Genomic DNA, 21,389 nt, shown 5'->3' with positions numbered 1-21,389 from the left:
TCACCGGATGCGGCTCCGACACACGACGCGTCCATCTCGGCCGCACGCGGCATGCCGGTTGCTGCATGTCGTCGATATCGTCGATACGGGAGCCGCCGATGCACACACTGCCGATGTTCCGCCCCGGCAACGCCTTCGATCGGCCTGTCGCGCGCGCCCGAGCATGCCGCTTCGCGCGCGCGGCGTCGGCCTGCACCGGAGGACTGGCATGAAGCGCGACGCGAGCACGAAACCGGCGGCGGTCCCGGCCGCCGCCGACACACCGGCCACGCTCGACGCCTGCCGCCGCTGCGGGCTGTGGGAACATGCGACGCAGCCGGTGCCCGGCGCCGGGCCCGCCGACGCGCGCATCATGCTGGTCGGCGAACAGCCGGGCGACCAGGAGGACCGCGCGGGCATCCCGTTCGTCGGCGCGGCGGGCCGCATGCTCGACCGCGCGCTCGACGAGGCCGGCATTGCGCGCACGAGCGTCTACCTGACCAACGCGGTCAAGCACTTCAAATGGGAACCGCGCGGCAAGCGGCGGCTGCACAAGACGCCCGCGCAGCGCGAGGTCGCCGCCTGCCGCTACTGGCTCGAACGCGAGCTCGACGCGGTGAGCCCGCGCGTGATCGTCGCGCTCGGCGCGACGGCGCTGCGCGCGGTGCTGCAGGACAACGACGCGACGGTGGAGCGCACGCGCAAGCCGGTGCGCTCGCCGGACGGCTGTCTCGTCGTCGCGACCTATCACCCGTCCTACGTGCTGCGCACGCGCGGCGCCGATTCGCGCGAGCATGCGTACCGGACGCTCGTCGACGCGCTGCGCACCGCGTCGCGCCTCGCGCGCGGCAACGGCGGCGCGCACGAGGCATCCGGAGACGCCGAATGAGCAACCTGCGCGGCGGCGCGTCGCGCGACACCCCGGCCGCCACAACCGACCCGGCCGCCACCACCGCCGCGAAGCCCTGGTACCGTCGGCTCGGCCCCGGCCTGCTCGCGGGCGCGTCCGACGCCGATCCGAGCAACGTCGCCGTCTATGCGCAGGCCGGCAGCCAGTTCGGCTTCCACATGCTGTGGATGATCGTGATCACGCTGCCGATGATGGTGGCCGTGCAGCTCGCGGCGGCATTCATCGGGCGCGCCAACCGCGAAGGCCTCGTGGCCGGCATCCGCGAGCAGTTCTCCGTCCGCCTCGCCAAGGCCCTGATCGTCATGGTGGTGATCGTCAATGTCGTGAACGTCGGCGCCGACCTCGCCGCGATGGGTGATGCGACCGCGCTCGTCGCCGGCGGCCGCAGCTACTGGTATGCGCCCGTCTACGGCATCGCGTCGCTCGCGCTGCAGGTGCTGCTGTCCTACGAACGCTACGCGCGCTGGCTCAAATGGATGACGTTCGGCCTGCTCGCCTACGTGCTCGAACTCGGCTTCGTGCACATCGACTGGCGCGGCCTGCTGCACGCGATCGTCCTGCCGCACATCGCGTTCACGCACGACTATGCGACCACGGCGGTCGCGGTCCTCGGCACGACACTGAGCCCGTACCTGTTCGTATGGCAGGCCGCGCTCGAAGTCGAGGAAACCCAGGCCGAGCGCCGCAACGGCGACACCGCGTGCACGCCCGGCGCGCGCCGTGAAACCGGGCGGCGCATCACGTTCGACACCTGGACCGGGATGATCGTCACCAACGCGGTGTCGTTCTGCATCATGGTGATCGGCGCGGCGGTGTTCTTCTCGCACGGCAAGCACGACATCGGCTCCACCGCGCAGGCTGCCGAGGCGCTGCGCCCGATCGCCGGCGAGGCGGCATTCGTCGTGTTCGCGTTCGGCATCGTCGGCTGCGGGCTGCTCGCGATCCCCGCGTTCGCGGGCAGCGCCGCATACGGTTGCGCGGAGGCGTGGCGGTTCCGCGAAGGGCTGAACGAGCCGGTGCGGCGCGCACCCGCGTTCTATGCGGTACTGGCCGGCTGCGTGGTCGTCGGCATCGCGATCTGCTTCAGCCCGGTCGATCCGATCAAGGCGTTGTACTGGAGCGCGGTGCTCAACGGCGTCGCGGCGGTGCCGATGCTGGTGCTCGTGATGCTGCTGTCGCAGCGGCGCGATGCGGCCGGCCAGCCGGGCAGCGGCATCGCGTCGAAGGTGTTCGGGTGGCTGGCGGTCGCGCTGATGGCGGCATCGGTGGTCGTGATGGCCGCGGACATGCTGAGCTGATCAGGGCGGCATGGTTGCGCCTGCAACCGTTCACGCGTGACGGACGGCGTGGAAAGCGAACGCCCCTGAGGGTCGGGTGACAACCGGGCACGCCGCGCGAGCGGCGTCGCCCGGTTGCCCGACCGGCAGCGTCACATCATCTTGCCGCGCGACTTTTCGGCCCGCGCCGCATCGGCCGCCGACTCGACCTTCTTCACTTCCTCCGGCGGCGGCAGCACCGCCTTGAAGCCCATCGAGTCGATCCACATCTCGCGCGCCCAGCCGCGGGTGTGATACAGGTGATGGTCCTCGTCCGCCTCCACCTCGTCGTGCGCGGCCTTCAGCGCCTTCGCCGCGTCGCGATCGCGCAGCTGGTCGGCCGCATAGCCGATCAGCTCCCAGTTCAGGTGGTCCTTCGTCTCGGCGAGCACCACGCACTCGGCCGCGACGATCTGCGCGACCGCCGGGTCGGCCTGCTTCTTCGCCTGCTCGATCACCTGGACGAGCGACTTGCCGGTTGCCGCCACGGCGGCGCGCCCCGGCGACTGCGTATCCGGATCGAGGCCGAGCGTGTCGAATACCTTGCGCAGCACTTCCTGGTGATGCATCGTTTCGCGGTGGTACTTCTCCCATTCCTTGTGCAGGTCCTCGTCGGTCGCACACTTGAGCGCGGCCTCGTAGATCTTCGCGCCGCCGAGCTCGGTTTCGTATGCCTGGCACAGCAACGCCAGGATGCCTTCGTGCTTCGATTGCCGTTGGCCCATGACTGCTTCTCCGAAAAAACGGGCCGCCCGCGCGGCCCTGGGGTTGAACCGGGCACGCGTTACTGCGCGCCCACCTTGCGCTGGAGTGCTTCCGCCATGCTCAGGTGATGCCTGAGCGTCGGCAGCGCCGCGGTCGCGAACGCCCGCAGCTGCGCGTCCTGGCCGCCGCGCGCCTCGTCTTCGAACAGCGCGACCGCCTTCTTGTGCGCGTCCGGGCCGGCCGCGGCCACATACGCCGTGTCGAAGTCGTGTCCGCTCTTGCCGCGCAGCGCTTCGACGTCCGGGTCGTGGATCTGCTCGACCTGCGGCTTCATGCCCGCGCGTGCGGCGACCTCGTCGAGCTTCGCGTTCGCCTTGCCGTGGTCGGCCACCATGCGTTGCGCGAACGCGCGCACGTCCGGCGACTGCGCCTGCTTCAACGCGAGCTGGCTCGCCTGCACTTCGGCCTTGCCGGCCAGCGCGGCCTTGTCGACGAATTCCGCATCGCCGCGCTGCGGCGCCTTCGCGATGCCCGGATCGCCCGCGCCGGCGGCGCCCGACGACGGGTTGATCACGCCGCCCGGCACATGCGAATTCGACGCGGGCGGCTCGCTCGGCGCCTGTGCCTGCGCGAGCCCCGCCATGGCGAGTACGCCCGCGGCGAGCGCCGCGATCGTCCAGTTGGATTGTTTCATGCGCTTTCTCCTGGTGTGGCGGGCATCGTCACCCGCCGACGATCGAGCCGCCGTTCGGATGCAAGGTCTGTCCCGTCATGTAGCTCGCGCCGTCCGACGCGAGCAGCACATAGCAGCCGATCAGCTCGTCCGGCTGCCCCGGCCGCTTGAGCGGCACGTTCGAGCCGAACGTCGCGACCTGTTCGGCGGTGAAGGTCGACGGGATCAGCGGCGTCCAGATCGGCCCCGGCGCGACGGCGTTCACGCGAATGTCGCGCTCGGCCAGCTCGATCGACAGCGAACGCGTGAACGCGACGATCGCGCCCTTGGTCGCCGAGTAGTCGGGCAGCTTCGGGCTGCCGTGATACGCGGTCACCGACGCGGTGTTGACGATGCGCCCGCCCGCTTTCATGTGCGGCAGCGCGGCCTGCGTGCAGAAGAACATGCCGTACACGTTCGTGCGGAACGTGCGCTCGAGCTGCTCCTCGGTCACGTCCTCGATGCCCGGTTGCGGATGCTGTTCGCCCGCGTTGTTGACCAGCACGTCGAGGCGCCCCAGCCGCTCGACCGTGCGCGCGACGGCGTCGCGCGCCTGCCGGCGGTCGCCGACGTCGCAAGCGATGGCCTCGCAGCGCCGCCCCGCCTGCTCGATCAGGCGCTTCGTGTGCGCGGCATCGTCGGATTCGTTCAGGTAGACGATCGCGACGTCCGCGCCCTCCTTCGCGAAACCGATCGCGACCGCGCGGCCGATCCCGCTGTCGCCGCCCGTCACGAGCGCGACCTTGCCGGCGAGCCTGCCGCTACCGACGTAGTCGGCCGCCTCGTCGCGCGGCTTCGGATGCATGTCCCGCTCGGTGCCCGGCTGCCGGGCCTGTTCCTGGGGTGGCAGGGTCTTTGCCGTCGTCATGGGTTCCTCCTTGAACGGGTGTCGGCGAGACGTCGCAAGCGGCATGCCGCGCGGCGGCCCGGCCCGGTGCACGCGCGATGCCCGCACGCCGCACGCCGCGTTGCAAGCGCGTGCAGAAACGGCATGCTCAGCGCGGCGTGCCCTGCGTCGTGCCGTCCGGCCGGCGCACCGGATCGAAGTCGCGCCATTCGCCGTCCTGCCAGTCGCCTTCGACACGTTCGATCGCTTGCGCACCGGTCGCACGCAGCACGTCTTCCGCGGTGGCCGCGGTCGTCGACGTCACGCGCGCGGCCAGGATCACGCCGGTTTCGGTCTTCGCGAGCGCGCCCTTGCCTTCGGCCTGCTCGCCGCGCATCCGGCCGAGCGCGCCGCCGAACGCACCGAGATAGGCACCGGCGAGCGCACCGGCGGCCGGCACGAACCAGTAGCGCACGCCGAACGCATAGACGATCAGCCCGACGATCGCGCCGATCAGCAGCCCGCGCAGCGCGCCGACCAGCGCGCCGCGGCCACCGGGCTTCGCGGCCGTATCGGCATACACGTCGCCGCCGATCGGAAAGCGCGCGTGCTGGCCGCCCGGGTTCAGGAAGAAGATCGACACGTCGTCCGGGCCGAACGCGCGCTCGTAAAGGTGGCGCGCCCCACCTTCCGCTTCATCGAACGTCGTGAAGCGGCCTGCGACGATCATCGCCATGGTCGTGCTCCTCGTGGCCGTAGGGTGCCGCACACGCGAGCGCGGGCGCGACGCGACGCGGGGGCGCTCACATCAGCCGCCCGAGTTCCTTCGATACCGATGCCGGCGTGCCGTATTCCCGGTCGGGGATCTGCCTGAGCATGTCGAGTACGCGCGGGTCGGCATGCGAGCGCTCCGCGCACTCGACCACCTCCGCCTTGCTCGCCGGATAGTCCATCCCCTTCAGCGCCTTCTGCACGTCGACCGGGCTCGGCGCCTTGCCGTGCCCGCTCTGGTGGCCGCCCTTGTCGTGATCCTGCTGCTCGCGCTCGCCTTCATGCGCGCGCGCGTGGCTGTATTCGTGGCCCGTATGTTGTCGGGAAGACATGGAAACCTCCTTCGAATGAAAAACGGAAAGGCACGCCATTACGTCGAGGTGCGCCGCGACCGCGCGAACGCGGCAACCATCAGCGCCGCCGCGCCCAGCGCGACCGCGCCCGCGACCTTCGGCCGCTGCACCACCGCGTTGTATGCGCAAGCGCGCAGCACGGGCCCGTCCATCCCTTCGCGCTCGTGCAGCGCATGGCGGGACTCGTACAGCGCGTTGTCGTCGCGCGGCCGCGCGGGGCGCACCGTGCGCTGGCCGCGCGAGAACAGCGTGGCCGCGATGCGATCGAACAGGCGCGGCGCGTGATACGCGCCGGCCGACGTGAGCTTCGCGGCGCCGCCGACGAACAGCGCGCGGCGCGGGTGCGCCGCCGCGAACAGGATCGCGTCGGCGACGAGCTCCGGGTCGTAGATCGGCGGCGGCAGCCGCGCCTCGACATTCATGTAGTTCTTCGCGTGCATCACGAACATCGTGTCGATCGCGGCCGGCTTGATCAGCGTGACGGACACCGGCAGGCGATCGGACTCGAGCTCGAGGCGCAGCGAATCGGTGAAACCCTTCACCGCGTGCTTCGATGCCGCATACGCGCTCTGCAGCGGCACCGGCGCGTCGGACGCTTCGCTGCCCATGTTGATGATCGCGCCGCCGTGGAAATCGCTCTTGCGCCGGAAATGATCCGACGCGACGAGCGAGCCGTGCACGACACCCCAGTAGTTGGTGTCGAACAGCCGGCGCTGATCCTCGAGCGGCACCGCCGCCGCCGTGCCGAAGATCGACACGCCCGCGTTGTTGACCCAGGTGTCGAAGCCGCCATAGGTATCGGCCGCCGTCGCGGCCGCGCGCTGCAGGTCCTCGAGAATGCCGACGTCGCCGGCGACCGGCACCGCGAGGCCGCCGTGCTGGCGGATTTCCTCGCACAGCGTGTTCAGCGCGTCCGCGTTGCGCGCGAACAGCACCAGCTTCGCCCCGCGCCGTGCCGCCTTGCGCGCGGTGACGAGGCCGATGCCGCTGGTGGCGCCCGTGATCACGATCGTCTGCTCGCCGACCGGTTTGAGCATGCAGTTCATCACTGGACTCCTTCTGCGGGGCCGGTTATTTCGGGCGGATGGTCAGCTGGTCGCGCACGTCCTGCACGCCGTCGATCTGCCTGACCACGCCGACGGCCTGCGTGCGCTGCTGCTCGTCCGGCACGCTGCCGGTCAGCATCACGACGCCGTGACGCGTCTTCACGTGAATGTCGCCGGCCGACAGGCCGCTCGTGCCGACCAGCTCGGCCTTCGCCTTGGTCGTGATGGTCGCGTCGCGGATTTTCGTGCCGGTGCTCGAATGCGTCATCGACGACGATGACGACGACGACATGGATGACGATGCCGAGCCGTCGTCTCCGGCGGCGAACACATTCGGCGCGACGGCGATACAGGCGGTGGCCGCGGCGATCGCGACCGCCATGCCGAGACGGCTGGCGGGATGACGGCGGAATCGCGGTGCGCGGGCTTGCAGCGGGAATACCTTCATCGTGACCTCCTATCGTGAGGCCGGCGTGGCCGGCGGACGTCCGGGTGTCGCAAATCGCGTGCCGCGCGCAACCGGCCGCATCCCCGCTCGGCCCGCCGATCGGACGCCCTTTCATCCAACCCGTTGTAATTTTTTCGGCACCTGGGCGGGGCGTGCCGCCCGCAAAGTGACGGGCATGGCGATTGCCGCAGAGGGACGCAACGGGGCTCGCCGGCGCGGGCCCCGACCTCGGGAGCAATACCATGCAAAGAATCGCGTTGATCAGTGAACATGCGTCACCGCTGGGGGTGATCGGCGGCGTGGACGCGGGCGGCCAGAACATCTACGTCGCGAACGTCGCGAAGCAGTTGGCCGAGCGCGACCTCGACGTCGACGTCTACACCCGCTGCGACGATCCGCACCTGCCGGAAGTCGTGCAGATCGGCCCGCGCATGCGCGTGATCCACGTACCGGCCGGGCCGCCCGCCGCCGTGCCGAAGGAACGGCTGCTGCCGTACATGGGTGCGTTCGCGGACTACATGACGGCGCGCATGCGGCGCGAGCCCGACCCCGTCGACGTGATGCACGCGAACTTCTTCATGTCGGGCGAGGCCGCGCTGCGCGTGAAGCAGCGTCTCGGGATCCCGCTCGTCATGACGTTCCATGCGCTCGGCCGCGTGCGCCGGCTGCATCAGGGCGCGGCCGACGGCTTCCCCGACGAACGCTTCGCGATCGAGGACACGCTCGCGCGCCGCTCGGACCGGCTGATCGCCGAGTGCCCGCAGGATGCGCTCGACCTGACCACGCACTATCGCGCCGATGCCGCGCGCATCGAGATCGTGCCCTGCGGGTTCGATGCGGGTGAATTCCGGCCGGTGCCGCGCGTCGATGCGCGTGCGCGGCTCGGCTGGCCCCACGATGCATTCGTCGTGCTGCAGCTCGGGCGGCTCGTGCCGCGCAAGGGCATCGACACCGTGATCGATGCGCTCGCGCGGATGCCACGTGACCCGAACCGGCCGACGCGGCTCTACATCGTCGGCGGCAGCCACGCGACGCCCGACCCGGCGCGCGATCCGGAACTCGCACGCCTCGCCGCGCTCGCGCACGACGCCGGCATCGCGGAACGCGTGACGTTCGTGGGCCGGCGCGAGCGCGACGCGCTGCACCTGTACTACAGCGCGGCGGACGTCTTCGTGACGACGCCGTGGTACGAGCCGTTCGGCATCACGCCGGTCGAGGCGATGGCATGTGCCGCGCCGGTGATCGGCAGCGACGTCGGCGGCATTCGTACGACGGTCGACGACGGCGTCACCGGCTACCTGGTGCCGCCGCGCGACCCGGCCGCGCTCGCCGGGCGGCTCGTGCAGCTGCGCGCGCAACCGGCGCTGTGCGATGCGCTCGGCCGGGCCGGTTATCTGCGCGCCCACCGCTTCTACACATGGCGCGGCGTGACCGACCGCCTCGTCGACATCTACCGCGACGTCGCGCATCCGCAACGTGCCGGCACGGCGGCCGGCAGCCGCCGCACGCCCGTCGCGACCACGCCGGGCGTACTCGCCCACCGCAAGGAGAATGCATGATGAAGGGCTACGATCGCAAACGGGTACTCGTCACCGGCGGCGCCGGGTTTCTCGGTTCGCATCTGTGCGAACGCCTCGTGACGGCCGGGCACGACGTGCTGTGCGTCGACAATTTCTACACGGGCGCGAAGGACAACATCGCGCACCTGCGCGACGCGCCGAACTTCGAGCTGATGCGGCACGACGTGACGTTTCCGCTGTACGTCGAGGTCGATGAAATCTACAACCTCGCATGCCCGGCGTCCCCCGTGCACTATCAGCGCGACCCGGTGCAGACGACCAAGACCAGCGTGCATGGCGCGATCAACCTGCTCGGCCTCGCGAAGCGCGTGAAGGCGCGCATCCTGCAGGCATCGACGAGCGAAGTGTACGGTGATCCCGACGTGCATCCGCAGGACGAGCGCTACTGCGGCCGCGTGAACCCGATCGGCATCCGCGCGTGCTACGACGAAGGCAAGCGCTGCGCGGAAACGCTGTTCATGGACTATCACCGCCAGTACGGCGTCGACGTGCGGATCGCGCGGATCTTCAACACGTACGGGCCGCGCATGCATCCGGCCGACGGGCGCGTGGTGTCGAACTTCATCACGCAGGCGCTGGCCGGCGAAGCATTGACCGTCTACGGCGACGGCAGGCAGACGCGCTCGTTCTGCTATGTCGACGACATGGTCGATGCGCTGATCCGGCTGATGGACGAACCCGGCGACGCCTGCGAGCCGGTGAACCTCGGCAGCGACGACGAGATCGCGATGATCGACGTGGCGCGCGAGGTCGTGAGGATCGTCGGCGCGACGGTCGCGATCGAGTTCCGTCCGTTGCCGTCCGACGATCCGCGTCAGCGCCGGCCCGATCTCGACGCCGCGCACCGGCGCCTCGGCTGGCGCGCGACGACGCCGCTCGCGAGCGGGCTCGCGCATACCGCGCGGTATTTCATCCATCGGCAGGTCGCGAATCACACGCCGGGCGATCTCGTGCGCAGCACGCGGATCGCGTCGCACATGCTCGCGCAGATCAGCACACGGAACCGGCCGGGGGCGGCGACGTGAACGGCACGACGTGACACGACGCTGCGTCGTCGCGCGCCCGGGGCGACGGGCGCCGCGCATCAGCCGACGCGCATCGGCCGACGCGCATCAGCCGTCGCGCGTCGTCACGCGCGCGATCCGGCGGGCCAGCTCGCGCACGTCGACCGGCTTGCACAGATAGCCGTCGAAGCCCGCTTCGAGCGCGCGGCGTTCGTCGCCGAGGCCCGCGTGCGCGGTGACCGCGAGCACGCGCAGGTTGGGCGGGCTGCCGCCGTTCGCGCCGCCGCGGCGCAATGCATCGAGCAGCCAGAAGCCGTCGCCGTCGGACATCGCCAGATCGGACAGCACGACGGTCGGCTTCACCTCCGCGACGATGGCGAGCGCGTCACGGCCCGACGACGCGACCGCGACGACCGCACCGAGCGTCGCCAGCGCGGCGGTCAGGCTCGCACGCGTGGTCGGGTCGTCGTCGACGATCAGGATGCGCTGCGACTCGAGCATCGGCGTACCGCGCGCGACGTCGTCCGGCGTGACGCTCCACGCCATCGCCCCCGCCGGCTGCCAGCCGGCCGGCAACGTCACGGTGAACGTGGCGCCGCGATTGCGGCCCGGGCTCGCGACGCTGACCGTGCCGCCGTGCAGCTCGGCGATATGCCGCACGATCGACAGGCCGAGCCCGAGCCCGCGCCGCGACGAGGCAGGCGACTCTTCCGCGCGGCGGAACATGTCGAACACGTACGGGATGAAATCCGGCGCGATGCCTTGCCCGGTATCGGCGACGGTCAGCATCGCGTGCCCGGCGTCGCGCGACAGCGTGACCGTCACCGCGCCGCCGGCCGGCGTGAATTTCAGCGCGTTCGACACGAGGTTCGACAGCATCTGCCGCAAGCGCTCCGCGTCGCCCGACACCACGCATGCGGACGTGGCGCAGTCGAATTCGAGCGCGATGCCGGCCGACGACGCGGCCGTCTGGAACGTGCCCGTCGCATCGGCGAACAGCCGCACCACGTCCACCGGCATCGAATCGATCCGCAGCTTGCCGGTCGCGAGCGACGATGCGTCGAGGATGTCGCCGACCATGCGCGTGAGCGAACGCGCGCTGCGATCGATCGCGTCGATCGCCTGCTGCTGCAATCCTTCTTCGCGCGAATTGCGCAGCACCTCGACCCAGCCGTAGATCACGTTCAGCGGCGTGCGCAGTTCGTGCGACACGGTCGCGAGCAATTCGTCCTTCAGGCGGTTCGACGTATCGGCCTGGTCGCGCGCGTCGCGCGCGCCCTGCAGCGAGCGGTGCGCGCGCAGGTCGCGGCGGCGCTGCGCGCCGGTCTCGCGCAGCGTCAGCGACAGCGCGACGCTGGCGCGCAGGTCGCCGCGCACCGGGCATGCGGACACCGTTGCGCGAAAGGGCCGGCCGTCGCGGCGCACGCACAGCAGTTCGAGCGGGCCGACCGGTTCGCGCATCGCGTCGAACGTTTCGGCCAACGGATTGCGCTGCAGCCAGCGCATCGCGACGAGCGATTCGAACGGGCGCCCGTAGGCCTCGGACTCGTCGTACCCGAAGATCCGCTGCGCGGCCGGGTTCCAGCTGACGATGCGGCCCTCGCCGTCGACCCCGACGATCGCGTCCGGCGATGCCTCGACGACCGCGAGCTGCAGCCGCGACTTGTCGGCGCGCGCGCGCGCCACGCCGGCATCGCAGAACAGCAGCACCGCGCCGTCGATGTTGCCGTCCGCATCGGCGATCGGCGCCGCCGCCTCGGCGATCGGCACCGGCGTGCTGCCGGCGGCGCCGTGCAGCCAGTGCCGGTCGGACAACGCATGCACGCCGCCGAGCGCCCGCTCGAGCGGCGTCGCCTGCACGCGCCGGCCGTCGTGATCGAACAGGCGCAGCACGTCGCTCACGGGCCGGCCCGTCGCCTCGTCCACGCCGCAGCCTGCCAGCTCGGCCGCCACCGCATTCAGGTAAGTCACCCGGCCTTTCCCGTCGGTCGCGATCACGCCGTGCGGCAGCGACTGCAGCACGGCTTCGAGCTGCCGCCGCGCGGCCGCGTCACGCCGGCGCGCGACGTCGTTCGTGAGCCGCGCGTGGTGCAGCATCGCCGCGCCCGCGCAGACCAGCATGCCGACCAGCAGGAAGACGAAGAGCTGCACGAGCCGGGCCGACAGCGGCCCGGTGTACGCGGCCGGATCGGACAGGAACAGCGTCCAGATCAGCAGCCCGCTGACCACGGTCGACACGATCCCGAACAGGAACGACGTCACCCAGGCCGCGCCGGCCAGCATCGGGTAGTACATGATCAGCGACAGGTTCACGCCGCCGAAGCGGATCGCCAGCGCCTGCAGCACGGTGGCGATCGCGACGAACATCACGGCGGTTGCGTAATTTCCGACCTGCGGCCGTGCAAATTCAAACATCGGACACGCTCCTGCCGACCCACCGGCGGCAGCCGGCCACGCGCAGCCGGACGGGCACGTCACCTGCTCGGCCGCCTGTGCTGACCTGGCAGACCTTCATACCATGACCGCTCCGACACGCTGGCTCGTCGTCTCGCCGCACCTCGACGACGCCGTATTCAGTTGCGGGCAGCTGCTCGCGCAGGCACCGGGCTCGGTCGTCGTCACGGTGTTCGCGGGCATTCCGGAACACGGTACGGCCGCGCCGCCGTGGGACCGTCGCGCGGGATTCCGCACGGCCGACGACGCGATGCGCAGGCGCCGCGACGAGGACCGTCATGCGCTCGCGCTGCTCGACGCGCGGCCCGTCTGGCTCGACTTCCTCGACGACCAGTACGGCACGCCGGCCGCGTCGGCGGCAATCGCCGCGCGCGTGGCCGACGTGATCGACGCGCATCCGGGCTTCGGCGTGCTGGCGCCGGCCGGCCTGTTCCATCGCGATCACTTGCAGGTTCAGCAGGCCGTGCTGGCGCTGCTGCGCGATCACGACCGGGCCGGCGACGCAGCGCGCGTGTGGCGCTTCTACGAGGATGTGCCGTACCGGCGGATCGACGGGTTGATGGCCCGGCGCGTGACCGGCTGGCGCGAGCACGGCTGGATCGGCCGCCCGGTCGGCGCGCCGGCCGGCAACGGCATGGACACGGCGGCAGCGAAGGCCGCCGCCGTCGCCGCGTATGCGAGCCAGATTGCGCTGTTGGAGCCTCATATGCGTGCCGATCTCCGTGAACCCGAAACATACTGGCGGCTCGAATGCGACGGCACGTCCGCGTGACGCCCGCGCGTGTCGTGCTGCCGCCGCGCGAACCACGCGTGACCGCGGTGGTGCTGACCTGCCGGCGCTCGATGGAGCTCGCGCGCACGCTGGCGCGGCTCTCCGCGCTGCCCGACCGGCCGGCGATCGTCGTCGTCGACAACGGCTCGGACGACGCGACCGCGGCGCTCATGCACAGCCGCTTTCCTCATGCGACGCTGGTGCATGCGCCGGCCAACCTCGGGGCCGCCGGCCGCAATCTCGGCGCGGCCGTCGCCCGCACGCGCCACGTCGCGTTCTGCGACGACGACACGTGGTGGGCGCCCGGCTCGCTCGCCGAAGCCGCGAACCTGCTCGATGCGTACCCGCATGTCGCGGCCGTCACCGCGCGCGTGCTGGTCGGCCCCGACCGGCGCGAAGACCCGACCTGCCGGCTGATGGCCGACAGCCCGCTCGATGCGCCCGTCGCGCTGCCGGGCCGCCCGATCCTCGGGCTCTTGGCCGGCGCGAGCGCATTCCGGCGCGACGCGTTCGTGGCCGCGGGCGGCTATCATCCGCGCTACTTCCTCGGCGGCGAGGAAGCGCTGCTCGCGCTCGACCTGTATCGCGCGGGCGCGTGGCTCGTCTATGCACCGCGTCTGACGGTTCATCATTACCCTTCGAAGCAACGCGACGTGCAGACGCGCGCGAGCGTGTCCGCCCGCAACGCGGTGTGGACCGCGTGGCTCAGATGGCCGGCCCGCGCCGCGCTCGCGCATACCGTCCGCATGCTGCCGCGCCTGTGGCGCGAACGCGGCATCGTGCCCGCCTTCGCGGGCCTGCGGTGGATCCTGCGCGAACGGTGCGCGCTGCCGCCGCACGTCGAACGCATGCGCCGCCGGCTCGACGACGACGCGCGTCGCCGCGCGGGCGGGCGCGCATGAGCGCGCCCGGCACGACATCAGGAGTCCGGTTTTTCCGCTTCGTCTTCCAGTTGCGCGAGCCGGTTGTAGATCGTCTTCAGGCTCACGTCCAGCACTTCGGCCGCCTGTGCCTTCACGCCGCCGCATTTCGCGATCGTGCCGAGAATCAGCTTGCGGTCGACTTCCTCGAGCGGCGTGCCGAACGGCACCGTCACGCGATCCTCGTGCGCGTCGACCATGTTCGACAGTTCGTCCATGATCGGCGGCGGCAGCGTGTCGATCACGTCCGCGTCGGCGAAGATGCTCGCGCGCTGCACGAAGTTGCGCAGCTCGCGCACGTTGCCGGGCCATGCGTAGGACTTCAGCGCTTCGCGCGCGGCGGGCGCAAAGCGCAGATTGCGGCCGCTTTCCGCGTTGTAGTGCTGCAGGAACGCGTCGGCGAGCATCGGGATGTCGTCGCCGCGCTCGCTCAGCGACGGCAGCGGAATCGGGAACACGTTGATCCGGTGATAGAGGTCGGGCCGCAGCTTGCCATCGGCCATCGCGGCTTCCGGATCGCGGTTGGTCGCCGCGACGATGCGCACGTCGACGTCGATCTCGCGCGTCGAGCCGAGCCGCGTGAGCCGCCCGGTTTCCAGCACGCGCAGCAGCTTGACCTGCGATTCGACCGGCATCTCGGTGATTTCGTCGAGGAACAGCGTGCCGCCGTCCGCGCGTTCGAAGAAGCCCTTGTGCTGCCGCTCGGCGCCGGTGAAGCTGCCGCGGTCGTGGCCGAACATCTCGCTCTCGACGAGATTCGCGGCGATCGCGCCGCAGTTCACCGCGAGGAACGGGCCGCGGCGGCGCAGGCTCAGGTCGTGCACCGTCTGCGCGGCGAGTTCCTTGCCGGTGCCCGACTCGCCGGTGAGCAGCACCGACGCCTCGGTGCGCGCGACGCGACCGATCGCATCGTAGACGGCCTGCATCGCGGGCGAGCTGCCGAGCATCCGGCCGAAGCGGCCGAGACGCTTCAGTTCGGAGCGCAGTTCGGCGATTTCCTCATGCAGTGCGGTGGTGCGCGGCACGCGCGCGAAGATGCTGTTCAGCCGCTGCATGTTGATCGGCTTCACCAGATAGTCGGTCGCGCCGCGCCGCAATGCGTCGATCGCGGTTTCGAGGCTCGCGTGACCGGTGGTCAGCACCATTTCGCAATGCGCGCGCTTCGGCAACGCGTCGAACAGATCCATGCCGTTGCCGTCCGGCAGCACGAGATCGCACAACACGAGATCGGGGGTGTGCGTCGAGACGAGCGTGCGCGCTTCTTCGAGCGTCGCGGCCGTGTCGCATGCAAGCTGCTGCGCTTGCGCGAGCGTCGCGAGCATCGTTCGCGTATCGGCGTCGTCTTCGACGATCAGGACGTAAGGCATCGAAGCTCCTGGTGGGTGCGGCCCGGGCGCAAGGCGTCGGCCGAAACCGCGGCGGGCGTGCGATGCGGGGTACGACGCCGGAACCCGGCGGCACATCCGCACCGCACACGAATGAGCAAATTAGCTGTCCTGCAGTGACAAACGCGTGCCTAGAAGTATAGAAGAAGTGCGTCGTGCCTTCGCCGATCATCGAACAAATCTATCTGTCGTCGACCACCGCATTGCCAGATTCAATCCGGCGAATCGGGCATAAAAGGTATGCTTTCCACATGAAAAAATGATGCGTGGCGGTCATTTTTTCGCCTGCTCCTCGACGGTTTCGGTCAATACTTCCAACTCGATACACTCATGTCGAAATCCGACGATGACGGCGCGCGGCTGTTCGGCCGCTCGCCAACGATTCAGGACCTGCTGCTGAAGGTAGCGCGTGTCGCCGCGACGCGCGTCAGCGTCCTGGTGGTCGGCGAGAGCGGCGCCGGCAAGGACATCGTCGCGCGGCTCATCCACGACATGAGCCCGCGCCGGCGCGGGCCGTTCGTGCCCGTCAACTGCGGGGCGATTCCGAAGGACATCGCGGAATCCCATTTGTTCGGACATGAAAAAGGCAGCTTCACCGGCGCGATCGCGCAACATGTGGGCATGTTCGAAGCCGCGCGCGGCGGCACGCTGTTTCTCGACGAAATCGCGGAAATGCCGGCGGAATTGCAGGTGAAACTGCTGCGCACGCTGGAGACGAACACGATCGTGCGCGTCGGCGGTCACGAAGCGATTCCGCTCGACGTGCGGATCGTCGCGGCCACCCATCACGATCCGGTCGAGGCCGTGCGCAGCGGCCGGCTGCGCGAGGATCTGTTCTACCGGATCGCGACGATCGCGCTGCACGTGCCCGCGCTGCGGCAGCGCGAGGACGACGTCGGCGACATCGCGCTGCAGATCGTCGAGCGGCTGAATGCACGGCATCGCACGCGCAAGCGTCTGTCGCTGCAGGCGATGAAGGCGCTGCGCGCCTATACGTGGCCCGGCAACGTACGCGAGCTGCGCAACGCGCTGGAGCGCGCGTTCATTCTCGCCGACGAGCAGATCGAACTGCAGCTGCCGCGCCGCCAGCCGCCGCGCGAGGAGGTGCGTCACAACGCGATGACGCTCCATATCGGCACGACGCTCGCGCATACGCAGCAGCGCTTCATCGTCGCGTCGCTGCGCCATTTCAACGGCGACAAGCCGCGCACCGCGAAGGCGCTCGGCATCAGCCTGAAGACGCTGTACAACCGGCTCGCGCTGTTGCCCGAACACGAGCGCAACGCGGCGAGCGCCGCGGCTGCGCCGACGCCCGCCGCGAGCAGCGCAAACGGCGCCGGCGGCACCGCCGGTGCCGACGGTGCGGCCGGTGCGGCCGGCAGCCCGAGCGCCGGTATGCCGCCGGGCGCAACGAACCCGTAACCGGGCCGCGACGGCGGCCGCCCGGTCTACGCCGCGACGTCGCACAACGCGCTGTCCCACTCGCGCACGAACCGCTCGATCCCGAACCGCTCGCACGCGTCGCGCTTCGCAGCCGCGCCCCACTCGCGCGCGAGATCCGGATCGCGGAGCAGCATGCGCATCGCGTCGATCAACACGGCAGGCCGCGTATCGGCGACCCCGTTGCAGCCGCTCCTCACGAGCTGCGCCATCTCCGTCGTTGCGAGCGCAACGATCGGCAGCCCGATCATCATCGCCTCGATCACCGCGAGCCCGAGGCTCGTGTAGCGGATCGGATTGAAGAAGAAGCGGTAGTGCGACAGGAACTGCGGGAGCGCCGGATTCGGCACCTCGCCGATGCCGCCGAGTTCGGCCGAGCCCATCCCGACCAGATCGAGCGGCACGCTGTGACGCACGGTCTCGAACAGGTCGGCGCCGAGGCGCCGCCCGCGTCGCGCGAGGTGGTTCACGACCGTCACGCCCTTGGGCAGCGTGCCGCGATACTCGACACCGTCGGGCAGCAGCACGCCGTGCTCGATCACGCGCGTCGGCGTGACGCCGCTGTCCCACATCAGCGCGTTGAAAGGCGTCACGTGCACCAGCAACACGTTCGGGTCCTGCACGGGGTGCAGCGTGTCGGTCGGGTGCTCGCGCGGCGGATCGTGTTCGACGAACAGCGCCGGCAGCGCGCGCTGCGCGTCGCTCAGGAGCCGCAACCGGTCGTGCGCGTAGTGATTGTGATGCTGATACAGCACGCAGTCGAACTCGGTGTCGCGCACGCACTCGACGGGCACCTCGTACACGTTGTCGCCCCACGGCAGGTGCCCGACCCGACCCGCGTAACCGGGCGGATGCTGCGGCTTCGTCACGATGTAGAAATCGTGCGGCGCCTGCGACAGGTAATACAGATAGTTGCCATGCACGTGCCAGGTGAGCACGCGCAAGCGCTTACGTGACATGACGTCTCTCCTCCGCGAGCAGCTTGCCCGCCCGCTCCATCACGTCGTCGACGCCGATCGCCGTCGCGCACTCGTGCCCGTACGGGCAGGTGTCGAACGCGCACGGCCGGCAGGCCGGATAGTGCGCGAGCACGCGATGGCGTTCGGCGTCGAGCGGCGCCCAGCGGGCCGTGTCGCTGCCGCATGCGACGACGATGCTCGGCGTGCCGAACGCCGCCGCGACATGCGACACGCCCGTGTCGTTGCACAGCACGAGCCGCGCGCGGCCGATCAGCGCGGCCAGCGCGCCGAGCGGCGTGCGCCCGCACAGGTTCACGCACGGCCGCGCGAGATGTTCGACGAACGCGCCGGCCAGCGCGAGTTCCGCGCGCGTGCCGGTCAACACGATCTGCCAGCCGTCGTCCGCGAGCTGTCGTGCCGCGCTCGCGAAACGCTCGACCGGCCAGCGCCGCGACGCCATCCGCGCGCCCGGATGAACGATCACGTAGCGGCCCGGATCGAGCGCATGCTCGTCACACAGCACGTGCCACAGCGCGTAGTCGAGGCCGCCCAGCGGAAATTCCAGGTAGTCGCCCCAGTCCGGATAGCCGAGCTTGCGGGTCAGCGCCAGGTAGCGCGTGACCTCGGGCTCGCCGTCGCGCCAGACGAGCGCACAGTCGAGCGCGGTCGTGCCGCCGTCGGGCGGCACGAAACCGGCGGTGCGCGTCGCACCGAGCGACGCGACGATCGCGTTGGTCTGCACGCCGCTGCCGTGCAGCTGGATCGCGAGATCGAAGTCGCGCGCGCGGCATTCCGCGACGAACGCCTCGCGCGCGGCCGGCTCGGCGTCCGGCTGCTCGCCGAGGCCCGGCGCGCCGGGAAACGCGATGAAATTGTCGATGTAGTCCGAGAAGCGCGATGCGAACTCGCGCGCCCACGGCAAGCCGATCAGCGTGATGCGCGCATCCGGCTCGCCGCGCCGCAGCGCGCGCAGCGCCGGCACCGCGCACAGCATGTCGCCGAGTTGCAGCGCGCGGAACACCGCGATGCGCATCGGACCGGACGACGAAACGGATTCGAGCATCATAGGAAGAACACCCGGAAGTGAAGCGCACCGCGCACGCGCCAGTACAGCGACACGGGCGGGATCGCGATCGACGTGACGATCATCTCGGCGACATGCGACGGCGTGAGCCGCGTGCCGCGCAGCCGCTTCGCGCAGAATGCGGCCGTGATCACGGCCCAGGCCGCCGCGCATGCGATGCCCGGCACGCGCCATCCGGCCGCGAAACAGCCGAGCGCGCCGAGCGCGAACAGCACGGCCGCGTAGTAATTCCACGGCGGCATCGCGCGAATATGACGCCGGTAGGTCGCGCGATGCTTCTTGTACAGCAGCGCGTCGAAATACACCTTCGACTGCTGGCCGATGCTCGCGCCCCAGCGCGCGGGACGCACTGGATGCACGATCCGCGCGGCATCGACGCCGACGATCGGCCCCGCATGCTCGCGCAGCGCGAACATCAGGTCGGCGTCCTCGCGCCATGCGCGCGTGAAGCGCTCGTCGAACCCGCCGACGCGCTCCAGCGCCGCGCGCCGCACGAAGCAGTTCGCGGTCGCGAATTCCGCATGCGCGAGGCCGGCCGCGTCGCGCTCGTGGTCGGTCGGGCGCGCTCGCAACGGCACGTCGATGCGCCCGGCCGCGGCCGCCGCCGACGGTTCGGCCAGCAGTGCGGCCGCGCCGTGGCGCAGCCAGGTCGGATCGGGAATCGTGTCGTCGTCGGTGAACGCGATCAGCGCGCCGCGCGCGCTGCGCCAGCCGATGTTGCGCGCGCCCGCCGGCCCCTGCGTATCGGGTGCGGTCATGTAGCGGATCACCGGCACGTCGGTCACCCGCGCACGGCACGCGTCGACGGTTTCCCATGCGCTGCCGGCCGGGTCGTCGTCGACGACGACGATCTCGTAGGTGGTCGGATCGAACACCTGCGCGCACAGCGCGTCGAGGCAGCGTTCGAGCAGGCGGGGCCGCCGGTACGTCGGCACGACGACCGACACGACCGGCGGCAACTGCGTGTCGCGCATGTTCATCTCGGCTTCTCCAGCAGGAACGAACCGATCACGAGCGCGTCGAGCGGCGAAGTCCAGAAGCACTCGAGCGCGTCGCGCGGCGTGCAGACGATCGGTTCGCCGCGCGTGTTGAACGACGTGTTGACGAGCACCGGCACGCCGGTCAGCGCGTCGAACTCGGACAGCAGCGCGTGCAGCAGCGGATGCTGGTGTGCGTCGACGGTCTGCACGCGCGCGGTGCCGTCGATGTGGCGCACCGCCGGAATCGTCGCCTCGGCGCCGGGCGCGATGTCGTACACGAACAGCATGAACGGCGCGCGCAGCGGCGTGCGCCGCCCGCCGTTGAACCAGTGGTGTGCGTGGCTTTCTAGCACGACCGGCGCAACCGGCCGGAAGTCCTCGCGATCCTTGATCCGGTTCAGCTTGCGCTGCATGTCCGGATCGATCGGCGACGCGAGGATCGAGCGCGCACCGAGCGCGCGCGGCCCGAACTCCATGCGGCCCTGGAACCAGCCGATCACGCGGTTTGCCGCGAGCAGCGCGGCCGTCTGGCTGGCGACGTCCGCGAGCCGCCGGTACGGCAGCCGCGCTTCCTTCAGGAACGCCTCGATCGCATCGTCGCCGTACGACGGCCCGAGATACGCGTGATCCATCCGCCAGTCGCCGCGCATCCCGCGCATCCGGAAATCGGTCCACAGCGCGGCGCCGAGCGCGGTGCCCGCGTCGCCTGCCGCCGGTTGCACCCACACGTCGTCGAACGGGCCGCGATCGCGGATCTTCGCGTTCATCACGCAGTTCAGCGCGACGCCGCCCGCCATCGCCAGTTGCTGCTCGCCGCTCTCGGCCGCGAGCCAGTCGACCGCCTGCAGCGTCGTTTCCTCGAGCACCAGCTGCAGCGCATGCGCGATGTCGCAGTGATGCGGCTCGATCGGTCCGCCGCGCTCGCGCGGCGCGCCGAACAGCGCGACGAGATCGCCGTCGGCAACCTCGTAGCGCCCGTCGCCGTTGTAGCTCACCAGCTTGCGCATCGCGTCCGCGAACACCGGCTTGCCGTACGACGCGAGCGCCATCACCTTGTACTCGTCCGACGAATGCAGGAAGCCGAGGTAGCGCGTCACGCGCTCGTACAGCAGGCCGAGCGAATGCGGCAGGTTGACCTGGCCGAGCCGCCGGTACGACTGGCCGTCGAACACGCCGTAGCTCGTCGTCGCGCGTTCGCCGCGTCCGTCCATCGTCATCACCGCGCAGTGCTCGTACGGCGCCGCGAGAAACGCGCTCGCCTCGTGCGCGAGGTGGTGCTCGATGAAATGCCAGCGAAACGGCCCGTCGTGCGCGACGCCGCGAAAGCGCCGCTGCAGGTGGTGCGGCGCGCCGCCCGCGAGCTGGCGCGGCGCGTTCACGATCGACGACAGGAACAACGGATGCCACGGCGATGCGCCGTCGGCACGCCGCGCATGCGCGGACGGCGCGAGCGGCAGCGTCAGCTCGGGCGCGTCGCCGTGACGGTCCAGTTCGAGCCACGGATCGTACGAATATGCGACATGGTCGACGTCCGCGAGCGTGATGCCGGCTTCCGCCAGACAATAGTCGATCGCGTGAAACGGCAGCTCCCAAGTCGAGAACGGCACCGGCCGCTTCGCGTGCTTCACGTGCGTGAAGCGTTCGTCCTCGGCCGCCGCGATCACCGCGCCGTCGCGCACGAGGCACGCGGCGCTGTCGTGAAAGGCGGCATTGATGCCGAGCGTATAGGTCGGAGCAGGCATGCG

General features: G+C 70.4%; 20 protein-coding genes. 7 read left to right on the top strand and 13 right to left on the bottom strand.

What is annotated here, in order from left to right; translation table 11 throughout:
* The first annotated feature begins 208 nt into the window (after positions 1-208).
* Both DID98_RS04340 and DID98_RS04335 read left to right on the top strand, forming a co-directional pair.
* Positions 209-868, top strand: coding sequence for a UdgX family uracil-DNA binding protein (locus DID98_RS04340; protein WP_124485788.1), 660 nt, complete (start codon positions 209-211; stop codon positions 866-868).
* Positions 865-2,187 carry an NRAMP family divalent metal transporter gene (locus tag DID98_RS04335; RefSeq protein ID WP_124570295.1) on the top strand — a complete coding sequence of 441 codons (1,323 nt, stop codon included), beginning with the start codon at positions 865-867 and terminating at the stop codon, positions 2,185-2,187. Before DID98_RS04340 ends, DID98_RS04335 begins: the two co-directional genes overlap by 4 nt.
* Positions 2,188-2,318: 131 nt before the next feature.
* Here DID98_RS04335 and DID98_RS04330 read toward each other — a convergent pair whose 3' ends face one another.
* The 7 genes from DID98_RS04330 to DID98_RS04300 form a co-directional block, all read right to left on the bottom strand.
* Positions 2,319-2,930, bottom strand: coding sequence for a DUF892 family protein (locus tag DID98_RS04330; RefSeq protein ID WP_044843370.1), 612 nt, complete (start codon positions 2,928-2,930; stop codon positions 2,319-2,321).
* A 59-nt stretch (positions 2,931-2,989) separates the two neighbouring features.
* Positions 2,990-3,604 carry a DUF4142 domain-containing protein gene (locus tag DID98_RS04325; RefSeq protein WP_124485786.1) on the bottom strand — a complete coding sequence of 205 codons (615 nt, stop codon included), beginning with the start codon at positions 3,602-3,604 and terminating at the stop codon, positions 2,990-2,992.
* A 28-nt stretch (positions 3,605-3,632) separates the two neighbouring features.
* Entirely contained in the window at positions 3,633-4,490 is an 858-nt protein-coding gene (locus tag DID98_RS04320) for an SDR family oxidoreductase (protein WP_044843368.1), read from the bottom strand.
* 127 nt (positions 4,491-4,617) lie between these two features.
* Complete coding sequence (locus DID98_RS04315; RefSeq protein ID WP_124485785.1) at positions 4,618-5,184, bottom strand: hypothetical protein; 567 nt, start codon at positions 5,182-5,184, stop codon at positions 4,618-4,620.
* Between the two features lie 67 nt (positions 5,185-5,251).
* Positions 5,252-5,551 (bottom strand): DUF2795 domain-containing protein, encoded by a 300-nt coding sequence (locus DID98_RS04310; protein ID WP_044843366.1) that lies wholly within the window; start codon positions 5,549-5,551, stop codon positions 5,252-5,254.
* Between the two features lie 38 nt (positions 5,552-5,589).
* Positions 5,590-6,618 carry an SDR family oxidoreductase gene (locus DID98_RS04305; protein ID WP_124485784.1) on the bottom strand — a complete coding sequence of 343 codons (1,029 nt, stop codon included), beginning with the start codon at positions 6,616-6,618 and terminating at the stop codon, positions 5,590-5,592.
* Between the two features lie 25 nt (positions 6,619-6,643).
* Positions 6,644-7,066 carry a BON domain-containing protein gene (locus DID98_RS04300; RefSeq protein ID WP_044843364.1) on the bottom strand — a complete coding sequence of 141 codons (423 nt, stop codon included), beginning with the start codon at positions 7,064-7,066 and terminating at the stop codon, positions 6,644-6,646.
* 242 nt (positions 7,067-7,308) lie between these two features.
* Between DID98_RS04300 and DID98_RS04295 the strand changes: the two genes are divergently transcribed.
* Both DID98_RS04295 and DID98_RS04290 read left to right on the top strand, forming a co-directional pair.
* A complete protein-coding gene (locus DID98_RS04295; protein ID WP_044843363.1) occupies positions 7,309-8,625 on the top strand; it encodes a glycosyltransferase family 1 protein in 1,317 nt (438 codons plus the stop codon).
* Positions 8,625-9,671 (top strand): UDP-glucuronic acid decarboxylase family protein, encoded by a 1,047-nt coding sequence (locus tag DID98_RS04290; RefSeq protein WP_044843362.1) that lies wholly within the window; start codon positions 8,625-8,627, stop codon positions 9,669-9,671. Before DID98_RS04295 ends, DID98_RS04290 begins: the two co-directional genes overlap by 1 nt.
* 87 nt (positions 9,672-9,758) lie before the next feature.
* On the opposite strand, the gene DID98_RS04285 is transcribed toward DID98_RS04290, so the two are convergent.
* Positions 9,759-12,065: an ATP-binding protein gene (locus DID98_RS04285; RefSeq protein ID WP_124570294.1), complete on the bottom strand. Its 2,307-nt coding sequence runs from the start codon at positions 12,063-12,065 to the stop codon at positions 9,759-9,761.
* A 103-nt stretch (positions 12,066-12,168) separates the two neighbouring features.
* Between DID98_RS04285 and DID98_RS04280 the strand changes: the two genes are divergently transcribed.
* Positions 12,169-12,876, top strand: coding sequence for a PIG-L deacetylase family protein (locus DID98_RS04280; RefSeq protein WP_124570293.1), 708 nt, complete (start codon positions 12,169-12,171; stop codon positions 12,874-12,876).
* A complete protein-coding gene (locus tag DID98_RS04275; RefSeq protein ID WP_124570292.1) occupies positions 12,855-13,778 on the top strand; it encodes a glycosyltransferase family 2 protein in 924 nt (307 codons plus the stop codon). The genes DID98_RS04280 and DID98_RS04275 overlap by 22 nt, the downstream gene beginning before the upstream one ends.
* A 17-nt stretch (positions 13,779-13,795) precedes the next feature.
* On the opposite strand, the gene DID98_RS04270 is transcribed toward DID98_RS04275, so the two are convergent.
* Positions 13,796-15,163, bottom strand: a complete 1,368-nt coding sequence (locus DID98_RS04270) for a sigma-54 dependent transcriptional regulator (protein WP_124570291.1) — start codon at positions 15,161-15,163, stop codon at positions 13,796-13,798.
* A gap of 348 nt (positions 15,164-15,511) precedes the next feature.
* Between DID98_RS04270 and DID98_RS04265 the strand changes: the two genes are divergently transcribed.
* Positions 15,512-16,603 (top strand): sigma-54-dependent Fis family transcriptional regulator, encoded by a 1,092-nt coding sequence (locus tag DID98_RS04265; protein WP_124570290.1) that lies wholly within the window; start codon positions 15,512-15,514, stop codon positions 16,601-16,603.
* A gap of 26 nt (positions 16,604-16,629) precedes the next feature.
* On the opposite strand, the gene DID98_RS04260 is transcribed toward DID98_RS04265, so the two are convergent.
* Genes DID98_RS04260 through DID98_RS04245 form a run of 4 tightly spaced genes read right to left on the bottom strand, consistent with a single transcriptional unit; the run spans position 16,630 to position 21,386 of the window.
* The gene (locus DID98_RS04260; RefSeq protein ID WP_124521681.1) at positions 16,630-17,580 is read right to left on the bottom strand and encodes a glycosyltransferase; all 951 of its coding nucleotides are present in this window, start codon (positions 17,578-17,580) and stop codon (positions 16,630-16,632) included.
* The gene (locus tag DID98_RS04255) at positions 17,570-18,646 is read right to left on the bottom strand and encodes a glycosyltransferase family 9 protein (RefSeq protein WP_124521679.1); all 1,077 of its coding nucleotides are present in this window, start codon (positions 18,644-18,646) and stop codon (positions 17,570-17,572) included. The genes DID98_RS04260 and DID98_RS04255 overlap by 11 nt, the downstream gene beginning before the upstream one ends.
* Positions 18,643-19,644, bottom strand: coding sequence for a glycosyltransferase family 2 protein (locus tag DID98_RS04250; RefSeq protein WP_124570289.1), 1,002 nt, complete (start codon positions 19,642-19,644; stop codon positions 18,643-18,645). The genes DID98_RS04255 and DID98_RS04250 overlap by 4 nt, the downstream gene beginning before the upstream one ends.
* Positions 19,641-21,386 (bottom strand): carbamoyltransferase C-terminal domain-containing protein, encoded by a 1,746-nt coding sequence (locus tag DID98_RS04245; RefSeq protein ID WP_124570288.1) that lies wholly within the window; start codon positions 21,384-21,386, stop codon positions 19,641-19,643. The genes DID98_RS04250 and DID98_RS04245 overlap by 4 nt, the downstream gene beginning before the upstream one ends.
* Positions 21,387-21,389: the final 3 nt, after the last annotated feature.

It is taken from the genome of Burkholderia sp. Bp8984 (genome assembly GCF_003853755.1).
In the GTDB taxonomy this organism is placed as follows: Bacteria; Pseudomonadota; Gammaproteobacteria; order Burkholderiales; family Burkholderiaceae; genus Burkholderia.
The sequence above is the reverse complement of the archived record's forward strand: the minus strand, read 5'-3'. Positions and strand labels throughout refer to the sequence as shown.